Origin of the sequence: Pantoea conspicua (genome assembly GCF_002095315.1) — a bacterium.
GTDB classification, from domain to species: Bacteria; Pseudomonadota; Gammaproteobacteria; order Enterobacterales; family Enterobacteriaceae; genus Pantoea; species Pantoea conspicua.
In genome coordinates, this window is the sequence record NZ_MLFN01000008.1 from 47,832 (window position 1) to 66,595 (window position 18,764).

Annotated in this window: 16 protein-coding genes and 1 pseudogene; 13 read left to right on the forward strand and 4 right to left on the reverse strand. The window is 57.1% G+C overall.

What is annotated here, in order from left to right; translation table 11 throughout:
• Positions 1 to 2: 2 nt before the first annotated feature.
• The gene (gene dnaA, locus HA41_RS05050; protein ID WP_031375181.1) at positions 3 to 1,415 is read right to left on the reverse strand and encodes a chromosomal replication initiator protein DnaA; all 1,413 of its coding nucleotides are present in this window, start codon (positions 1,413 to 1,415) and stop codon (positions 3 to 5) included.
• Between the two features lie 596 nt (positions 1,416 to 2,011).
• Between dnaA and rpmH the strand changes: the two genes are divergently transcribed.
• From rpmH to HA41_RS05095, 8 genes and pseudogenes are all read left to right on the forward strand, one after another.
• Complete coding sequence (gene rpmH, locus HA41_RS05060) at positions 2,012 to 2,152, forward strand: 50S ribosomal protein L34 (RefSeq protein ID WP_003849659.1); 141 nt, start codon at positions 2,012 to 2,014, stop codon at positions 2,150 to 2,152.
• A 14-nt stretch (positions 2,153 to 2,166) separates the two neighbouring features.
• Positions 2,167 to 2,526 (forward strand): ribonuclease P protein component, encoded by a 360-nt coding sequence (rnpA, locus tag HA41_RS05065; RefSeq protein ID WP_008926396.1) that lies wholly within the window; start codon positions 2,167 to 2,169, stop codon positions 2,524 to 2,526.
• A complete protein-coding gene (gene yidD / locus HA41_RS05070; protein ID WP_072051038.1) occupies positions 2,490 to 2,747 on the forward strand; it encodes a membrane protein insertion efficiency factor YidD in 258 nt (85 codons plus the stop codon). Before rnpA ends, yidD begins: the two co-directional genes overlap by 37 nt.
• Positions 2,748 to 2,749: 2 nt before the next feature.
• Positions 2,750 to 4,396, forward strand: coding sequence for a membrane protein insertase YidC (gene yidC, locus HA41_RS05075; RefSeq protein ID WP_094119857.1), 1,647 nt, complete (start codon positions 2,750 to 2,752; stop codon positions 4,394 to 4,396).
• 91 nt (positions 4,397 to 4,487) lie between these two features.
• Positions 4,488 to 5,852 (forward strand): tRNA uridine-5-carboxymethylaminomethyl(34) synthesis GTPase MnmE, encoded by a 1,365-nt coding sequence (gene mnmE, locus HA41_RS05080; protein ID WP_094119858.1) that lies wholly within the window; start codon positions 4,488 to 4,490, stop codon positions 5,850 to 5,852.
• A 302-nt stretch (positions 5,853 to 6,154) separates the two neighbouring features.
• Positions 6,155 to 6,744: pseudogene (locus HA41_RS05085) on the forward strand (malonic semialdehyde reductase).
• Positions 6,745 to 6,933: 189 nt separating this feature from the next.
• Positions 6,934 to 7,683, forward strand: coding sequence for a 4'-phosphopantetheinyl transferase family protein (locus HA41_RS05090; RefSeq protein WP_094119859.1), 750 nt, complete (start codon positions 6,934 to 6,936; stop codon positions 7,681 to 7,683).
• Positions 7,684 to 7,991: 308 nt separating this feature from the next.
• The gene (locus tag HA41_RS05095) at positions 7,992 to 8,852 is read left to right on the forward strand and encodes a sugar phosphate isomerase/epimerase family protein (RefSeq protein WP_094119860.1); all 861 of its coding nucleotides are present in this window, start codon (positions 7,992 to 7,994) and stop codon (positions 8,850 to 8,852) included.
• A 43-nt stretch (positions 8,853 to 8,895) separates the two neighbouring features.
• Here HA41_RS05095 and HA41_RS05100 read toward each other — a convergent pair whose 3' ends face one another.
• Positions 8,896 to 9,807 carry a sugar phosphate isomerase/epimerase family protein gene (locus HA41_RS05100; protein ID WP_158086614.1) on the reverse strand — a complete coding sequence of 304 codons (912 nt, stop codon included), beginning with the start codon at positions 9,805 to 9,807 and terminating at the stop codon, positions 8,896 to 8,898.
• A gap of 335 nt (positions 9,808 to 10,142) precedes the next feature.
• On the opposite strand from HA41_RS05100, the gene HA41_RS05105 reads away from it, so the two are divergent.
• Together HA41_RS05105 and HA41_RS05110 are read left to right on the forward strand one after the other, a co-directional pair.
• Positions 10,143 to 11,462: an MFS transporter gene (locus HA41_RS05105; RefSeq protein ID WP_143807256.1), complete on the forward strand. Its 1,320-nt coding sequence runs from the start codon at positions 10,143 to 10,145 to the stop codon at positions 11,460 to 11,462.
• Positions 11,463 to 11,514: 52 nt separating this feature from the next.
• Positions 11,515 to 12,291, forward strand: a complete 777-nt coding sequence (locus tag HA41_RS05110) for a hydroxypyruvate isomerase family protein (RefSeq protein ID WP_094119863.1) — start codon at positions 11,515 to 11,517, stop codon at positions 12,289 to 12,291.
• Positions 12,292 to 12,341: 50 nt separating this feature from the next.
• Here the strand turns inward: HA41_RS05110 and HA41_RS05115 are convergent, their stop codons facing one another.
• Complete coding sequence (locus tag HA41_RS05115) at positions 12,342 to 13,655, reverse strand: NCS2 family permease (RefSeq protein WP_094119886.1); 1,314 nt, start codon at positions 13,653 to 13,655, stop codon at positions 12,342 to 12,344.
• 151 nt (positions 13,656 to 13,806) lie between these two features.
• Between HA41_RS05115 and yieH the strand changes: the two genes are divergently transcribed.
• The gene (yieH, locus tag HA41_RS05120; protein WP_094119864.1) at positions 13,807 to 14,466 is read left to right on the forward strand and encodes a 6-phosphogluconate phosphatase; all 660 of its coding nucleotides are present in this window, start codon (positions 13,807 to 13,809) and stop codon (positions 14,464 to 14,466) included.
• Between the two features lie 41 nt (positions 14,467 to 14,507).
• Here the strand turns inward: yieH and HA41_RS05125 are convergent, their stop codons facing one another.
• A complete protein-coding gene (locus HA41_RS05125) occupies positions 14,508 to 15,503 on the reverse strand; it encodes an acyltransferase (RefSeq protein ID WP_094119865.1) in 996 nt (331 codons plus the stop codon).
• Positions 15,504 to 15,723: 220 nt separating this feature from the next.
• Here HA41_RS05125 and glyQ point away from each other — a divergent pair, with 220 nt between their 5' ends.
• Both glyQ and glyS read left to right on the forward strand, forming a co-directional pair.
• Positions 15,724 to 16,635, forward strand: a complete 912-nt coding sequence (gene glyQ, locus HA41_RS05130; RefSeq protein WP_031375581.1) for a glycine--tRNA ligase subunit alpha — start codon at positions 15,724 to 15,726, stop codon at positions 16,633 to 16,635.
• A 9-nt stretch (positions 16,636 to 16,644) separates the two neighbouring features.
• A complete protein-coding gene (gene glyS / locus HA41_RS05135) occupies positions 16,645 to 18,714 on the forward strand; it encodes a glycine--tRNA ligase subunit beta (RefSeq protein ID WP_094119866.1) in 2,070 nt (689 codons plus the stop codon).
• Positions 18,715 to 18,764: the final 50 nt, after the last annotated feature.

An 18,764-nucleotide genomic window follows, 5' to 3' on the forward strand; every position in this document is an offset into this window, starting at 1 on the left:
CGTCAGGAAGATAATGTTCTGATGAGATTAGAGAAATCTTCTTTAATATCGTGGCTCTCTTCACGCAGCTGCTCAATCTTGCGGCAGGCATGAAGCACCGTCGTGTGGTCGCGACCGCCAAAGGCATCGCCAATTTCTGGCAAGCTGTGGTTGGTCAGTTCCTTCGCCATCGCCATCGCCATCTGGCGCGGACGCGCCACGGAACGCGAGCGGCGCTTGGACAGCAGATCCGCGACCTTAATTTTGTAGTACTCAGCCACGGTCTTCTGAATATTATCAATGGTGACCAGCTTTTCCTGCAGCGCCAGCAGATCGCGCAGCGCTTCGCGCACGAAGTCGATGGTGATTGCCCGACCGGTAAAATTGGCGTTGGCGATCACGCGATTCAGTGCGCCTTCCAGTTCACGGACGTTGGAGCGTAACCGCTTGGCAATAAAGAAGGCCACTTCGCCAGGCAGACGAATGTCATTCTCGTCCGCTTTCTTCATCAGGATCGCCACGCGCGTTTCCAGTTCAGGCGGCTCGATCGCCACCGTTAAACCCCAGCCAAAACGTGACTTCAGACGATCTTCCACCCCGTTGATCTCTTTTGGATAACGATCCGAGGTCAGGATGATCTGCTGATTGCCTTCTAATAAGGCATTGAAGGTGTGGAAGAACTCTTCCTGCGAGCGCTCTTTATTGGCGAAAAACTGAATATCATCGATCAGCAGCGCATCGACCGAACGGTAGTAGCGCTTAAACTCTTCGATCGCGTTGTTCTGCAGCGCCTTCACCATGTCCTGAACGAAGCGCTCGGAGTGCATGTAAACCACTTTGGCATTGGGTTTACGCGCAATAATGCCGTTACCCACCGCGTGCAGCAGGTGCGTTTTCCCCAGACCGGTGCCGCCATAAAGGAACAGCGGGTTATACGCGCCACCTGGATTATCAGCCACCTGACGTGCCGCCGCGCGCGCCAGCTGGTTAGATTTACCTTCAACGAAGTTATCGAAGTTATGGCGGTTATTCACGTTCGAGCGATAAGTCACATCAGCGGGCGCCGGGACGTTATCCCAGCTTGGACGCATGATCTGCGTCGGGGCCGGACGGATGTGACTCTGTACCGGGATAGCAGGCGCGCTGACGCTGGCCATCACCGGCTGGCTGACGGCGGCCGTTTGCTGAACCGGGCGTGTCCCCACTTCAAAACGCAATAACGGCACATTTGGCCCGCAGAATTCATTCAGTAATGCGTTAATGCTGTTGAGGTATTTGTCCCGAACCCAGTCGAGTACGAAGCGATTTGGAGCATACAAGGCAAGCGTATTGTCGTTTAACTCAGCCTGTAGTGGACGAATCCACATGCTGAATTCGGTGGCAGGAAGCTCATCCTGCAAACGGGCAAGACACTGTTGCCAAAGCGTAAGTGACACGGCGGACTCCACTCGTACAAATTCGATAAGAATAGTAGGCGTTACTCTAAGAAACGTTCATTTTTGACACAGACGTAAGAAAGCGCCTGCGACCGCTATCAGCGGTTTTCCGTCCTGCAATCACCGGAGGATCGTCAGCGGAAGGGCGGATCATAGCGCAAAGCGAGACAGAGATCTTCCCTTTCTACACAGTTTTGATCCTTTTTATCCACAGGCGAAAGGCGCGCAGAGAAGTTTACGCCAGTTGCAGGAAAAACCAGCAGGAATCTGGCTGAATGCGTCAGATTTTCGGGCGACTTCTCGTTTTATCCCCACGATCCGCCAATTTGATCGCAATAAGATCCGGTGCGATCCTTGCGCTTTGACCGGGAGCCCGTATAATTCGTCACCCGGCGTTGTCGCGTTAAGCCCAATGCCCGGACTCAGCGGGCTGTATCCGTGTTTTCAGGTACTGCTGCACGCGAAGTAAATTGACTCGGGACTGTACAATTATTACAATCCCGCCTCTTTATTAAAGACACATTGAGGCGTCGGTCGATTTATTGGCCCGAAACGCGTCACCCAGTGAAAATTTTCAAGTTTAGGTAGAAACCGCCATGAAACGCACTTTTCAACCGTCCGTACTGAAGCGCAACCGTTCACACGGTTTCCGTGCTCGTATGGCTACAAAAAATGGTCGTCAGGTTCTGGCACGTCGTCGTGCTAAAGGCCGTTCTCGTCTGACCGTTTCTAAGTAATAAAGCTAACCCTGATGGGTAAGCTCGCATTTCCCAGGGAGTTACGCTTGTTAACTCCCACTCATTTCACTTTCGTCTTCCAGCAGCCACAACGGGCTGGCACGCCGCAAATTACTATTCTCGGCCGCCTTAACGCGCTGGGGCATCCCCGCATCGGTCTCACCGTCGCAAAAAAACATGTGAAACGCGCCCACGAACGCAACCGGATCAAGCGATTGACCCGCGAAAGCTTTCGTCTGCGTCAACATGAACTGCCGTCGATGGACTTCGTGGTGGTCGCGAAGAAGGGGGTTGCCGATCTGGATAACCGTATGCTGGCGGAAGCGTTGGAGAAATTATGGCGTCGTCACTGTCGCCTGGCGCGCGGCTCCTGATCGTCCTGATACGCGTCTATCAACGCGGCATCAGTCCATTACTGGGACCACACTGTCGGTTTCATCCGACCTGCTCTCAATACGGAATTGAGGCATTACGCAGGTTCGGCGTGATAAAAGGCAGTTGGTTGACGTTAAAACGCGTATTAAAATGCCACCCTTTGAACCCGGGTGGTGACGATCCTGTGCCGCCAAAAACCTTTGATACCAGAGAACATTAACGATGGATTCGCAACGCAATCTCTTTCTCATCGCTTTTCTGTTCGTGTCTTTTATGATCTGGCAAGCCTGGCAGACGGACCACGCTCCGCAGCCACAGCAGACGCAGACCACACAAAACACAAACAGCGTAGCGGGTGATGCCGCCAGTCAGGGTGTACCGGCCAGCGGTCAGGGCCAGACGATCACCGTTAAGACTGATGTCCTGTCATTAAATATCAACACCCGCGGCGGTGATGTTGAACAAGCGCAACTGCTGACTTTCCCGGACAAACTGGGTTCCGACCAGCCGTTTCAGCTGCTTGAAACGACGCCATCGTTCCTCTATCAGGCACAGAGTGGGCTGACCGGTCGTAATGGCCCGGACAACCCGAACAACGGCGCGCGTCCGCTGTTCACCACCACGCAGGATCACTTCGAGATGGCTGAAGGCCAGTCCGAGCTGCGTGTGCCGATGACTTATACCGCTGAAAACGGCGTGGTTTACACCAAAACCTTCGTGTTTAAGCGTGGCGAATATGCAGTTAACGTCGACTATCACGTCAACAACACCACCCAGCAGCCGCTGGAAGTGTCGCTGTTTGGCCAGCTGAAGCAGACCATTGATCTGCCGAAGCACCGTGATACCGGCAGCAACAACTTTGCGTTGCATACCTTCCGTGGTGCGGCGTACTCCACCAGCGAGTCGAAATATGAGAAGTATAAATTCGACACCATCGCCGATAACGAGAACCTGAGCACCACCACCAGCAACGGCTGGGTGGCGATGCTGCAGCAGTACTTCGCAACGGCATGGGTTCCGCGTACCGAAGGCACCAACACCCTTTACACCAGCAACCTGGGTAATGGCGTGGCGGCGATTGGCTATAAATCTGCACCGGTGACCATTGCCGCGGGCGCGCAGCAGAACCTCGGTGCAACCCTGTGGGTCGGTCCGGAAATTCAGGACAAGATGGCAGCGATTGCGCCGCACCTTGATCTGACCGTGGATTACGGCTGGTTGTGGTTTATCTCTCAGCCGCTGTTCAAGCTGCTGAAATTTATCCACAGCTTCATCGGTAACTGGGGCTTCTCCATTATCGTGATCACCTTCATCGTGCGTGGCATCATGTACCCGCTGACCAAAGCGCAGTACACCTCGATGGCCAAGATGCGCATGTTGCAGCCGAAGATTCAGGCGATGCGTGAACGTCTGGGTGATGACAAGCAGAAGCAGAGCCAGGAAATGATGGCGCTGTATAAAGCAGAGAAGGTGAATCCGCTGGGTGGCTGTCTGCCGCTGGTGATTCAGATGCCTATCTTCCTGGCGCTCTATTACATGCTGTCAGGTTCGGTAGAACTGCGTCACGCGCCGTTTGTGCTGTGGATCCATGACCTGTCCGCGCAGGACCCGTACTACATCCTGCCGATTCTGATGGGCATCACCATGTTCTTCATTCAGAAGATGTCACCGACCACCGTGACCGATCCGATGCAGCAGAAGATCATGACCTACATGCCGGTGATTTTCACCGTGTTCTTCCTGTGGTTCCCGTCAGGTCTGGTGCTGTACTACATCGTCAGCAACCTGGTCACCATTCTCCAGCAGCAGCTGATTTATCGCGGCCTGGAAAAACGCGGTCTGCATAGCCGCGACAAGAAGAAAGCCTAAGCGATGTAAAGCGGGAGCGATCCCGCCCTAAACGGTCTATCCTCAGGCGGTCAAAGCGACCGCCTTTGTTTTTTGTAGCGAGAGAGAATTTATGAGCCACAGCGATACTATTGTTGCCCAGGCCACGCCGCCCGGACGCGGCGGCGTCGGCATTTTGCGCGTCTCTGGCGCACGTGCCGCCGAGGTGGCGCAGCTGCTGCTGGGCAAACTGCCTAAGCCACGCTATGCCGACTATTTGCCGTTCACCGATGCCGACGGCAGCGTGCTGGATCAGGGTATTGCGCTGTGGTTTCCGGGGCCAAACTCGTTTACCGGTGAAGATGTGCTGGAGCTGCAGGGCCACGGCGGTCCGGTGATCCTCGATCTGTTATTGAAGCGCATCGTGGCGCTGCCCGGCGTACGTATCGCCCAGCCTGGTGAGTTTTCTGAGCGCGCCTTTCTCAACGATAAGCTCGATCTGGCGCAGGCCGAGGCGATAGCCGATCTGATTGATGCCAGTTCAGAGCAGGCGGCCCGTTCGGCGGTCAATTCGCTGCAGGGCGTCTTCTCTACCCGCGTCAATCAACTGGTGGAAGCACTGACTCACCTGCGAATCTACGTTGAAGCCGCTATCGATTTCCCGGATGAGGAGATCGATTTCCTCTCTGACGGCAAAATCGAAGCGCAGCTGAATGCGGTGATGGCCGATCTGGATGGCGTACGGGCTGAGGCGCGTCAGGGCAGCCTGCTGCGTGAAGGGATGAAAGTGGTGATCGCGGGCCGGCCTAACGCGGGCAAATCGAGCCTGCTGAATGCGCTGGCGGGCCGGGATGCGGCAATCGTCACCGACATTGCCGGTACCACGCGCGACGTCCTGCGTGAACATATTCATATTGATGGCATGCCGCTGCATATCATCGATACCGCCGGTTTGCGTGAGGCCAGCGACGAAGTGGAGCGTATCGGCATTGAGCGCGCCTGGCAGGAGATCGAGCAGGCCGATCGCGTGCTGTTTATGGTCGATGGCACCACCACCGACGCCACCGAAGCCGCCGCCATCTGGCCCGATTTTGTCTCCCGTCTGCCGCCTGAACTGCCGATTACCGTGGTACGGAATAAAGCGGATGTCACTGGCGAACCACTCGGGCTGACTGAAGTAAATGGTCACTCACTGATTCGGCTGTCGGCCCGGACCAGCGCCGGCGTTGATGAACTGCGTGACCATCTCAAGCAGAGCATGGGTTTCGCCGGCAATATGGAAAGCGGCTTCCTGGCGCGCCGCCGTCATCTGCAGGCGCTGGAGTTAGCGGCGACTCACCTGCTTCAGGGCAAAGCGCAGCTGCTGGGGGCCTGGGCCGGAGAGTTACTGGCAGAAGAGCTTCGCCTCGCTCAGCAGGCGCTAAGCGAGATTACCGGCGAGTTCACCTCTGACGATCTGCTGGGTCGCATCTTTTCCAGCTTCTGTATCGGTAAATAACCGCTGATTTGCCGGCCCGACGGCCTCCCGCCGTCGGGCCTGATTCTTCCTCTCGCTAATCACGCCACCGCCATCCTTTTGCCTCCTGCCTGCGGTGATTCTTGCTGATATGTTATTTTGCGGCGGCACGGCATTGCCGTATAACGGTCACAGCGCCGGTCTGATAAGTGGCTGCGGCAGGCTGTGATTTATCCTCTCGGATTAATGCTGCCACCCGTCGCCATTGCCGCGTTGTGCCGGACGCGAACCCCTATTCGTGGATACCCTTGGGCGACATTTTTCGCCTGAAACAGGAGAGTTGCATGAGTACACCGCTCGATACTGCCGCACTGAACACGCTGTTCACCGACGCCCGCACCCACAGTTACTGGCAGGCAAAACCGGTCGATAATACCCTGCTGGAAAAACTGTATGCCTTAACGGCGCTGGGCCCGACCTCGGCTAACTGCTCGCCCGCCCGTTTCGTTTTCGTGACCTCGGCAGAAGGCAAAGAGAAGCTGAAACCGGCGCTCTCTTCCGGCAACCTCGAAAAACCATGAGCGCGCCGGTAACGGTGATTGTCGCCTGGGATCGCGAGTTTTATGAACAATTGCCCGCGCTGTTCCCGCATGCTGACGCCCGCAGCTGGTTTACCGGCAGCCCGGAAGCGGCGAAAGAGACCGCTTTCCGTAACAGCAGCCTGCAGGCGGGTTATCTGATTCTGGCGGCCCGCTCGCTGGGGCTGGATGCCGGCCCGATGTCCGGTTTTGATCCGGCGAAGGTGAATGAGGCATTCTTTGCTGACGGCCAGTATCAGGTTAACCTGCTGATTAACCTCGGCTATGGTGAAGCAACAAAACTGCACCCGCGTCTGCCGCGCCTCAGTTTTGAGCAGGCGTGCCGTTTCGCCTGATGCGCTCAGCGTCGCGATGCCCGTCGCGACGCTTCTTGTGGCGCGATTGAAAACTCAGCGCCGCAAAACCTCTCTGATGGCTCGTCCTATTCCGAATTTGGTTCATTCTGTGTGTTGCCGGGTGCATTAAGCTAAGAAAATTCTTACAATGCAGATGATGATTATCTGACCATTTTCACGGAGCGACAGATGGCTGGTCATTTTGTACGCTGGACGGGCGATCCCGACTTCTCTGCAGAAGATATGCGCATTCCCCAGGATATCGTTGACACGGCTCAGCAGTTTGCTGATAAGCGCCGTGGACGTTTTCTTGCCGCACGGACACTGCTGGCGCAACTGATGTTGCGGGTTTATGGCATTAAACAGCTGCCGCGCCTGATTACCGACATCAATGGGCGACCCGCTTTTGCTGACAGCGATCTGCCTGATTTTAGCATTGCCTATGCCGGTAATATGGTCGGCGTACTGCTGGCTGAAGAGGGCGGACGCGCCGGGCTGGATATGGAAATTGTGCGGGCGCGCAGCCGCCAGACTCAGGAGCAGCTGATGCAGGGATTAACCTCCGGCGAGATCGCCTGGATTAATGCCCAGCAGGATTTTGTCGAAGCGGTGACACAAATCTGGACGCTGCGGCAGAGCATTCTCAAGCTGACGGGTCAGCGCGAGCAGGGCCTGGATTCACTGCGTCTGCTGCCAGGCGCAGGCCGTCTGCGCTCATCGCTCTATCCGGATATTCAGGTGGTGTGCGATGCTGAACCGACGCTGGTCTGGTCCTGTGCGCTTTCACCGGCGACCCAGCGCCTGCATCTGTGGCAGATGGATAATGACCATCAGTGGATCGTCTTACGCGAAGTGGAAATGAGTAAGCCTAATATCGGTCCCCGCGCCCTGCGGCTGACCAGCCTGCCCAGTGAACGCAGCCTGCATCCCGAAATCTAGCGAATAAGCGCGGCCGGCACATCACGAAAAACCACAACGCCATGATCAAAAGACCGTCGTCGATTCATCTGTTCAAGCAGCATTTACACTGATTTCTTTGCTAAATTCCCGCTGAAACAGCTCACATTTTTGGCTGTGATCCCAACCACAACGTCGCTAACGCCTGAGCACAGTGCGAAATTTTGTGACCGTCATCACTTCAATCCGCTCTGTTTGTTTCTATAACGTTGAACACAAGTAATCAGAGTGAACTTTTGTTTAGCAGAGGATCACCAGCGCTGCCATCAGTGGAAGCGCCTAAGGAGAGGATGATGGAAAAAATGAAGCTGGGCGTGAACAGCGCCATGTTCGACGGGCATCCGCCGGAAGTCGCCTTCCGTACCGTACGCGACGCGGGTTTCGATTATATTGAGCTGGCCTACAATCAGGGTTATGTGGGCCAGCTCGATCCGGCCCTGTTTGGCCGGGAGAATGCCGCACGCATCAACGATCTTAAACAGCAATATGGCCTGAAAATGCATGCGCTTGGTTGCACCATTAATCTGGCTGCCCCGGATGCTGTAGCGCAATTCCGTCTGCGGGTGGCCTTTGCTCAGCAGATCGGTGCCCGCTATCTTAACGCCTGCACCGCGCGACGCGATAACCGTGCGGCGTTAACGGATAACCTGCGGCGCATGGCACCAATTGCCGAAGAGGCAGGCTGCATTTTGTGTATCGAGAACGGGGGCGATCCGGATTATGACGCCTTTGCGGTGGCGGAGGATGGCTTCGCGTTGCTGGAGGCGGTGAGCCATCCGGCTGTGGCATTTAATCTCGATCCCGGCAACATGGTGTCGCTCTGTCCGCAGCAGGATCCTATCGCCGAGGCGCTGACGATGCTGCCTGGCGCCCGACATTGCCACATTAAAGATGTGATGCGGCAAAACGGAGAATATCATTTCCCGCCGATTGGAGAAGGTGAACTGAATTATGCGCCGCTGCTGCAGGCGCTGGCGGAAAATGCTATCCCGGCCAGCCTGGAGATCCCCTTGCGGATGCATCGCCAGCCCGACAGCTGGCCGCAGCGGGCTGACCAGCCGGTTGATCCAGCCATCAGCCTTGAAGTGTTAATCCGGTCGCGGCTGGCGCTGGAAAAAATGCTGGGCTATCAGCTGGCAGCAGACCACTAACGGACCGAACCTTAGCGGGTACGCACGCGGCGTACCCGCTGTGTCATGCGGTCATCGCTGCCCCGGCCAATGCCTGTTGTAGAAAATCCCGGCATGCCTGCTCGGTCTGCCAGCGATCGTCCTGATCGGTGGTGCGCATCTCTACGGCAATGCTGCGCTCCTCTAATAACGGATCGTCCGGTAGTTGCCGGGCTGCAGCCACGATATTCGCCGCCACGGCGGGCGTCAGGAAGCCGGGCGCGCCAAAACGCATATGGTGATCGCCGTAACCCGGATCGTTCGGATCGAGTATGGCATTGGATAAATGCAGTTGTGAGACCAGCGATCCGGACTGACGCAGAGCCACGATCGGATCTTCCTGATTCAATGCCACATGTGCGCTATCCCAGGCGAGATAGAGCCGTGGGCAGGTCCGGCGTAGCTGCTTCATCCAGCGCAGGGTTTCGTCAGTGGGGCCAATGAGCTGGCATTTGTGGGCGAAGCGGTCCAGCGGCTCCAGCTGCATGATCATCTGCGGGTACTGACTCATCACCTCACCGATCTGTTCCAGCGTCTCGCCGAGTGCGCTTTTTGCCGCTTCACGCTGTGCCGCACCGGGATCGCTGCCGCTGACGAAGGCAATCCGGGTTGCGCCACAGTCGGCAGCGCGATGTACCAGTTCGCAGGCCCGTTTCATGCTGCGCTTACGCTGTATCCGGTCAGGGCTGCTGAGGTTCAGCCCCTGCTGATTCAGCACAAAGGTCATCCACTGTGTCAGCTTCACCTGCTGCGTTTCACTGATATCCCGCAGTCGCCGGGCCTGCGCCGCTTGCATCACCATGCCGGTTTCAATGAAACGGTAAAATGGCTGCTGACTGAGGCGTTCAGCAATATCGACGACTTTGCTTTCATCCTGCATATCCGGAAAGAACAGCTCAGCAATATGAGCTGAGGGTACCAGCGCGGTCTGTTTCATCCTGCCTCCTGATTTATTCATAAGTTATTAATTGAAACTTTTGTTCATCAAGAAAAGCGTATTGCTGACGGAAAAAATGCGCCTTGCTTCACGTTTCAGAGAGTGAGCCGGGATTTTCTGCATAAATAGTTAGTCACGGTTATGAATGATATGCCGCTATTATTCAAATTATTGTCCTGATAAAGCCCTTTTTTACTGCATTTACTGAAGTGTGAGCTGTCGCAAATCTTTTCTCTGAGAATCCGCTTTAATGGCTATACATAAGATATGTTAATGAACATATGTTCAGTATCCGGAATGCGTCCGGCATCGCCACTGACAAGCAGGAGAAAGTTATGCAAGCGTTACACCCTGATTCCGATACCGCGGCCCAACCCACCCGGGTTCGCTGGCGCATATTCGCCGTACTGTTTGTCCTGCTGGCGGTCAATCTGATGGATCGCATCACGCTTTCCATCGGCATTCCGTTTATCAAGGATGAGTTTCATCTGTCGCCTGCCATGCAGGGACTGATTCTCAGTAGTTTTTTCTGGTCATACGCGCTGTTGCAGGTGCCGGGCGGCTGGGCACTGGACCGCTTTGGTCCGCGTAAGGTACTGACCTTCTCCAGCATACTCTGGGGCCTTAGCCAGATTGCACTGGCGCTGGCGACGGGCGGACTGTCGCTGATTTTCGCCCGCATTGCGCTGGGCGTCGCCGAAACGCCGATTTCGCCCTCTGGCGGCAAAATGAACGCCAGCTGGATGCCTAAATCGGAACGCGGTCGCGGCGCAGCCATCATGGATTGCGGCAGCCCGCTGGGGGTGGCATTTGGCGGATTGATTATCGCCTATCTGATCGACATGCTCGATTCGTGGCGGCTGGCGTTTATCGTCGCCGGCCTGTTCAGCATGTCGCTGGCGCTGCTGGCGTGGTACAAGCTGCGCGATCGTCCGGAAGAGGACCCCCGGGTTAACGCCGCCGAACTGGCGCAGATAAGACAGGGCCGTGACGAGGGTGCGGAACCGGATGCGCCGCCGCCCGCCGGTCCGGGCGTTGACTGGCGATCGCTGTGCGGTCTGATGTTTGGCCGGGCCACCTGGGCGATGATCTACTTTGGCCTGATGACCTGGGGACCCAGCTACCTGGCCCAGGCACGCGGTTTTGATTTGCGATCGATTGGCAATGCCACCTTTGTGATTTTTATGCTGGGTGCCGCAGGTTCACTCGGGGCCGGGTTCGCCGTCGATGCGCTGGTGAAGCGCGGCTTTCAGCACGGCACGGTGGTGAAGAGCCTGATTGCGCTGTCGGGCGGCGTTACGCTGCTGATCTTCTTTGCGCTGCCAGATATCGCTAACCCGATTACCGCGGTGGCGATGCTGTCGGTGGCCTCCTTCTTCCTGACCGGCGGCGGCAGCATCTACTGGAGCATTCCGGCGCTGATCGCCCATCCGGCGCGCGCTGGTCTGGTCGGCGGCTTTATGAATATGGCGGGCAGCGTGGGCGGCATTCTGGTGCCGATCCTCGCCGGTTTGATCCTGCAGCTCACCGGCGGCTATGGCGGCGTGCTGAGCTTCTTTACCCTGTGCGCCGCGCTCTACGTGATCGGCACGCTGTTCATCCGTTTTGCGCCGCCGGCCGCGCCGCTGCCGGCCGGCAGCACCCAAATCAGCTAACCGCACTCGCCTGGCGGTCAGGCTGTCGGGCGACACCTTATCAGGAGAGACTATGCTTCGTTTTGCCGCTAATCTGACCATGCTTTACACCGAATATCCATTTTATGAACGCTTCGATCGCGCCGCTGAGGCGGGATTTGAGGCGGTCGAATTTTTCTTTCCCTATGGCCTGGAAAGCGCCGATATTCAGCAGGCATTGGATCGCAACCAGCAGCAGCTGGTGCTGTTTAACATGCCGCTGGGTGACTGGGATGCCGGCGACCGTGGGTTCGCGGCCCAACCGGCGCGGCGTGAGGAGTTCCGCCGCGCTATCGACCAGGCGGTAAGCTATGGTCAGCAGCTGAAACCGCCGCGCATTAACTGCCCGTCGGGACCGGCAGCGGGTCAGGGCGATCCTCTGCCCACCCTGCGCGAAAACTTTGCTCTGGCGGCCAGCGCACTCAAGGCACATGACATTCAACTGGTGCTGGAGCCGATTAATCACGGTGATGTGCCCGGCGCGGTGATCTCTGGCGTGGAGCAGGCGGTACGGCTGTTTGACCAGATCGGCAGTGATAATCTGGCAGTGCAATATGACCTCTGGCATTCGCTGCGCGCCGGTGAAGACCCGTACCGCGTGCTGCCCACCTTCATTGACCGTATCGCGCATATCCAGATTGCGGACGTTCCTGGCCGTCATCAGCCCGGTAGCGGTGAGGTCGATTTTGAGCGGCTGTTCACCCTGCTGGATAACCTCAACTATGCCGGCTGGGTCAGCCTTGAGTTTCATCCGCAGGGCGCAACGGACGCCAGCTTTGCCCATCTGCGTCAGCTCGGGGTGCTGAAATAAAAAAGGCCGCTACCCTGACGGGAGCGGCCTGATGTGGTTTATCGCGGCGTTTAGTGTGCGTCGATAAACACAATCTTCAGCACAAACATCAGCGCGACAATCACCACACAGGGGCTGATTTCACGCCAGCGGCCGGTGCCGAGCTTCATCACGCAGTAAGCGATAAAGCCCAGCGCAATCCCTTCGGTAATCGAGAAGCTGAACGGCATCATCGCGGCGGTCACAAAGGCGGGCACCGATTCGGTCAAATCATCCCAGCGCACGCGCGACAGGCTGGCGGTCATCAATACGCCGACATAAATCAGCGCCCCGGCGGCGGCGTAGCCTGGTACCATCGCCGCCAGCGGTGACAGGAACATCACCAGCAAAAACAGCACGCCGGTGACCACCGCCATCAAACCGGTCCGGCCACCAATCGCGACGCCCGAGGTGCTTTCAATGTAGGCGGTGACCGAAGAGGTTCCCGCCAGCGCGCCACTGACCGAGCTGATGCTGTCAACATAGAGCGCCTGCTGCATACGCGGGAAGGTGCCGGTTTCATCGGTCAGCCCGGCTTTATCGGTCACGCCGATCAGCGTGCCCGATGAGTCGAACAGATTGACCAGCATAAAGGAGAAAATGACGCCCGCCATGCCGATGTTGAATGCGCCTTTGATGTCGACCTGGCCCACCACCGAACTGATGGCAGGCGGCGCGGAAAAGAGGCCAACAAACTTCACGTCGCCCAGCATCCAGCCAATGGCGGTGGTGACCACCATGGAGATCAGCACGGCGGCATGGATATTACGCGACGCCAGAATAGCGATGATAAAGAAACCCAGCGCGCCCAGCAGCACGCTGTGCGAGGTCAGGTTACCCACCGCCACCAGCGTATCGGGATTGGGCACAATAATGCCGGCATTTTTCAGCCCCATCATGGCGATAAACAGACCGATCCCGGCGGTGATGCCGACGCGCAGGCTCAGCGGGATGTTGGCAATCATCCAGTAGCGCACCCGCAGCAGCGTCAGGATCAGCAGACCCACAGCGCCCCAGAAAATCGCACCCATCCCGACCTGCCAGGAATAGCCCATGGCGCCCACCACCACAAAGGCGAAAAAGGCATTCAGCCCCATCGCCGGCGCCAGCGCCACCGGCAGATTGGCAAACAGGCCCATCAGAATACTGCCAAAGGCGGCGATCAGGCAGGTGGTCACAAACACCGCCTGGGTGTCCATACCGGCCACGCCGAGGATCTGCGGATTCACAAAGACGATGTAAACCATGGTGAGAAAGGTGGTTATCCCTGCGATCACTTCAGTGCGCACCGTAGTGCCATGTTCCTGCAATTTGAAGATGCGCTGCAAAAGGCCTTGTTTGCTCATGCCATCCATCCAGAAGAAAAAATCATCGGCGCGTATCCTGGCGATTTTACCAGACCAATACAATGATTTTTCGCAACCGATTGCCACTCTCGCAATCTTCGCTCAGTACGGTAGAGTGAGGGACGCCCATAAAATCAAAGGATAGAGTCTGATGTCAGTAGAATGTGTCTTTTTCGATTGCGATGGCACGCTGGTGGACAGCGAACTGCTCTGTACCCAGGCCTACGTCAATACCTTTGCCCGCTATGGCATCGACCTGTCGCTGCAGCAGATGTTTGAGCAGTATAAAGGCGTCAAACTGTACGACATCATCCGCGACGTCGGTGAAGCACATCAGACGTTGTTACCGATGGAAGAGGTGGAAACCGCCTACCGTGCCGAGGTGGCGCAGTTGTTTGACCAGTATCTCAAGCCGATTGACGGCGCGAAAGCGCTGGTTGAGCAGATCAAAGTACCGATGTGCGTGGTGTCGAACGGAACGGTGAAGAAGATGCAGCACTCGCTGGGCTTAACCGGCATGCTGCCGCGCTTTGCTGACCGTCTCTACAGCGGTTATGACATTCTGCACTGGAAGCCCGATCCGGAACTGATGTACCACGCTGCCGAGCAGATGCAGGTCGCGATTGAGCGCTGCATTCTGGTGGATGACTCTGAAGCGGGCGCGCGTGCCGGCATAGCCGCCGGTATTCCGGTGTTCTACTACTGCGCCGATGCGCATAACCCGCAACTGGATCATCCGCTGGTGACGCGATTCGACAACATGGCGGAGCTGCCCGCGCTGTGGCGCGCCCGCGGCTGGGACCTGGTGTAACAGGCTTCAGCCGGGCCCGGGGCAGCACCGCGCGCAGCCCGTCAGCTGACAAAGTGACGTTTATCGACCCGTTTAAGCACCATCGCCAGCAGCAGGCTGCCGCCCAGCGTGACGCCAAATACCCACGGCAGATCGAGCCACGGACGTGACATATCGTCGTAATGGTGGGTACGCAGATAGTGGATAAACAGCGCGTGAAAACCGTAGATCGGCAGTGAATAGCGCGCAATCAGCGCTAAACCCGGCAGCGCGCGCTGGTTAAACGCATTTTTAAACACCATCAGCAGACTGATCGCCGCGATAAACACCAGGGGCCCGCAGTAGAGATACCAGGTGTCGTTAAACGCCCCGTTGACCCGTAACGCCTGCTTTGTGCCCAGCGCAATGCCTATGACGCAGGCGATAAATAGGCCTGTGGCGACAGGCGTCAGCCCACGTCTTGTCGTCTCCATGGTGCCGATCGCCCGTCCTAACAGTGCATACAGCAGGTAATAGATGCTGTCCCCGCTGACATAGAGGTTGACCGGCAGAAAGTGAAACGGCCCCAGCGACTGGCTGACGGTATTGGGATTAGCCAGCACCGCCAGCACCAGCACCAGCAGCGCCACATAACGCGCCTGCACAGTTTTCACCTGAATCAGCGGCGACATCAGATAGATGCCGATCAGCGCAAAAAAGAACCACAGGTGATAAAACACCGGCTTTTGCAGCATTTTCAGAATCGAGCGCCCTTCACTGATCGGCGTCAGCCAGGTGATATAGGCCAGCGACACGGCGCTGTAGAACAACAGACAGAGCACCAGCCGTATCATGTGCCGCGGCTGCGCGCTGCGCTCACCAAAAAACAGGTAGCCGGAGATCATAAAAAACAGCGGTACACAGACCCGTGAGGCGGAGTTCAGCAGGTTGGCAACATCCCAGCTGGCACCGGTCACCGCCATCGGTCCGGTGATATACCAGGTGGTAGTGTGGATCACGATCACCATCAGGCAGGCGACCGCACGTAAATTATCGATCCAGTAAATCTTCTGCGGCATGGCGTCCTCATGCGTATAGCGTCCGTGCGGAGAAGGGTAGCCAGGCGCGGCGTTGGCAACAACCTTTGCCCGCAGGATTCAGAGACCTCTGTATGGCTATCATGGGCAATCAGGACGAAACCGCGGCACAACCGCACAGGATTTCCGGCTGCACATCGCGCGGTCAAAGGGTATACTGGCGAACTCTTTTTTCATCTAGCCAATCGCGTGCAAATTCAACATGCAAAAGTTTGATACCAAGACCTTTCAGGGCCTGATCCTGACCTTGCAGGATTACTGGGCACGTCAGGGCTGCACCATCGTTCAACCGCTGGACATGGAAGTAGGCGCTGGCACTTCACACCCGATGACCTGCCTGCGCGCACTCGGCCCGGAGCCGATCGCCGCCGCTTACGTGCAGCCGTCACGCCGTCCGACCGATGGTCGCTACGGTGAAAACCCGAACCGCTTACAGCACTATTACCAGTTCCAGGTGATCATTAAGCCGTCACCGGACAACATTCAGGAGCTGTATCTCGGGTCGCTGAAAGAGCTGGGTATGGATCCGACGGTGCATGACATTCGCTTTGTGGAAGATAACTGGGAGAACCCGACGCTGGGTGCCTGGGGACTGGGCTGGGAAGTGTGGCTCAACGGCATGGAAGTGACGCAGTTCACTTACTTCCAGCAGGTCGGTGGCCTGGAGTGCAAGCCGGTGACCGGTGAGATCACCTATGGCCTGGAGCGTCTGGCGATGTATATCCAGGGCGTGGACAGCGTCTACGATCTGGTGTGGAGCGACGGTCCGCTGGGTAAAACCACCTACGGCGACGTGTTCCATCAGAACGAAGTGGAGCAATCCACCTATAACTTCGAATACGCCGACGTCGATTTCCTCTTTACCTGCTTTGAGCAGTATGAGAAAGAGGCGCAGCATCTGCTGGCGCTGGAAAAACCGCTGCCGCTGCCCGCTTACGAACGCATTCTGAAAGCCGCACACAGCTTTAACCTGCTGGATGCACGCAAAGCGATCTCGGTCACTGAGCGCCAGCGCTATATTCTGCGTATCCGCACCCTGACGAAAGCCGTGGCTGAAGCTTACTACGCCTCTCGCGAGGCACTGGGCTTCCCGATGTGCAATAACAAAAAGTAAGAGGCAGCCATGACTGACAAAACTTTCCTGGTGGAGATCGGCACCGAAGAGCTGCCACCAAAAGCCCTGCGCAGCCTGGCTGAAGCCTTCGCTGCACAGGTTACTGCGGAACTTGATGCCGCCAACCTGAACCACGGTGAGGTGACCTGGTTTGCCGCCCCGCGCCGTCTGGCGCTGAAAGTCGCTAACCTCAGCGCCTCCCAGCCCGATCGGGAAGTTGAAAAACGCGGTCCGGCGGTCAGCGCGGCGTTTGACGCCGACGGTAACGCCACCAAAGCTGCAGAAGGCTGGGCACGCGGTAACGGTATCACCGTTGATCAGGCTGAACGTCTGAGCACCGACAAAGGCGAATGGCTGGTTTATCGCGCTCAGGTTAAGGGCGAAGCGGCACAAACCCTGCTGCCCGCGATGATCGCTACCGCGCTGAGCAAGCTGCCGGTGCCAAAACTGATGCGCTGGGGCGACAGCGACGTGCAGTTCGTCCGTCCGGTTCACACCGTGACCCTGCTGCTTGGCGAAGAGCTGATCCCGGCCACCATTCTGGGCATCGACTCGGCGCGGACTATTCGTGGTCACCGCTTCATGGGCGAACAGGACATCACCCTTGATAACGCCGATCAGTATCCGGATGTGCTGGAGAAACGCGGTAAAGTGATTGCTGACTACCAGACCCGTAAAGCGATGATCAAGGCCGATGCTGAAGCGGCCGCGCGCCGTCTGGGCGGTAATGCCGATCTCAGCGACAGCCTGCTGGAAGAGGTCACGTCGCTGGTGGAGTGGCCAGTGGTGCTGACCGCCACCTTTGAAGAGAAATTCCTCAAAGTGCCCGCTGAAGCGCTGGTCTACACCATGAAAGGCGATCAGAAATATTTCCCGGTGTATGACAATGATGGCAACCTGCTGCCGAACTTCATTTTTGTCACCAATATCGAATCCAGCGATCCGCGCCAGATTATCTGGGGTAACGAGAAAGTGGTGCGTCCGCGTCTGGCCGATGCGGAGTTCTTCTTTAATACCGATCGCAAAAAGCGTCTGGAAGATCATCTGCCACGCCTGGAAACGGTGCTGTTCCAGAAAGAGCTGGGCACGCTGCGCGATAAAACCGATCGCATTCAGGCGCTGGCGGGCTGGATTGCCGGTGAAATTGGTGCCGATGTGAATCACGCCACCCGCGCCGGCCTGCTGTCGAAGTGTGACCTGATGACCAACATGGTCTTCGAATTCACCGACACCCAGGGCGTGATGGGGATGCACTATGCGCGTCACGATGGCGAAGCGGAAGATGTGGCGGTGGCGCTGAATGAGCAGTACCAGCCGCGCTTTGCCGGTGACGCGCTGCCTTCCAGTCCGGTCGCCTGTGCGCTGGCGATCGCGGATAAAATGGACACGCTGGCTGGCATTTTTGGTATTGGCCAGCATCCAAAAGGCGACAAAGATCCGTTCGCATTGCGTCGTGCGGCGCTGGGCGTGTTGCGTATTATCGTCGAGAAAAATCTGCCGCTCGATCTGCAAACCCTGACCGAAGAAGCGGTACGTCTGTATGGCAGCAAGCTGAGCAATGCCCGCGTGGTGGATGATGTGATCGACTTTATGCTGGGTCGCTTCCGCGCCTGGTATCAGGAAGAAGGTCACAGCATTGATACGCTGCAGGCGGTACTGGCGCGTCGTCCGACCCGTCCGGCAGACTTCGATGCCCGCATGAAAGCGGTGTCGCATTTCCGTACGCTGGATGCCGCCGCTGCGCTGGCCGCCGCCAACAAGCGCGTCTCTAACATTCTGGCAAAATCGACCGAAACGCTGAACGACAGCGTGCAGGCGTCGCTGCTGAAAGAGAATGAAGAGATTCAGCTGGCGACCTTCGTCACCGCGCTGAGCAGCAAGCTGCAGCCTTATTTCGCCGAAGGCCGTTATCAGGATGCGCTGATTGAACTGGCGCAGCTGCGTGAAGCCGTAGATAACTTCTTCGATAAGGTGATGGTCAACGCGGATGATCCGGCGGTGCGGGTTAATCGCCTGACGCTGCTGGCGAAACTGCGTGAACTGTTCCTGCAGGTGGCGGATATCTCGCTGCTGCAGTAAACCTTTCAGTGCAGTATGGAAAAGGGACGAGCTATCGTCCCTTTTTTTTA

Bases quoted from the DNA above. Each gene is read 5' to 3' on its own strand.
- HA41_RS05115 (WP_094119886.1), bottom strand. From the start codon at position 13,655: ATGAGCAAACAAGGCCTTTTGCAGCGCATCTTCAAATTGCAGGAACAT.
- glyS (WP_094119866.1), top strand. From the start codon at position 16,645: ATGACTGACAAAACTTTCCTGGTGGAGATCGGCACCGAAGAGCTGCCA.
- HA41_RS05090 (WP_094119859.1), top strand. From the start codon at position 6,934: ATGGCTGGTCATTTTGTACGCTGGACGGGCGATCCCGACTTCTCTGCA.
- HA41_RS05095 (WP_094119860.1), top strand. From the start codon at position 7,992: ATGATGGAAAAAATGAAGCTGGGCGTGAACAGCGCCATGTTCGACGGG.
- HA41_RS05105 (WP_143807256.1), top strand. From the start codon at position 10,143: ATGCAAGCGTTACACCCTGATTCCGATACCGCGGCCCAACCCACCCGG.
- yidD (WP_072051038.1), top strand. From the start codon at position 2,490: ATGGCGTCGTCACTGTCGCCTGGCGCGCGGCTCCTGATCGTCCTGATA.
- yieH (WP_094119864.1), top strand. From the start codon at position 13,807: ATGTCAGTAGAATGTGTCTTTTTCGATTGCGATGGCACGCTGGTGGAC.
- HA41_RS05125 (WP_094119865.1), bottom strand. From the start codon at position 15,503: ATGCCGCAGAAGATTTACTGGATCGATAATTTACGTGCGGTCGCCTGC.
- mnmE (WP_094119858.1), top strand. From the start codon at position 4,488: ATGAGCCACAGCGATACTATTGTTGCCCAGGCCACGCCGCCCGGACGC.
- HA41_RS05110 (WP_094119863.1), top strand. From the start codon at position 11,515: ATGCTTCGTTTTGCCGCTAATCTGACCATGCTTTACACCGAATATCCA.
- glyQ (WP_031375581.1), top strand. From the start codon at position 15,724: ATGCAAAAGTTTGATACCAAGACCTTTCAGGGCCTGATCCTGACCTTG.
- HA41_RS05100 (WP_158086614.1), bottom strand. From the start codon at position 9,807: ATGAAACAGACCGCGCTGGTACCCTCAGCTCATATTGCTGAGCTGTTC.
- rnpA (WP_008926396.1), top strand. From the start codon at position 2,167: ATGGGTAAGCTCGCATTTCCCAGGGAGTTACGCTTGTTAACTCCCACT.
- rpmH (WP_003849659.1), top strand. From the start codon at position 2,012: ATGAAACGCACTTTTCAACCGTCCGTACTGAAGCGCAACCGTTCACAC.
- yidC (WP_094119857.1), top strand. From the start codon at position 2,750: ATGGATTCGCAACGCAATCTCTTTCTCATCGCTTTTCTGTTCGTGTCT.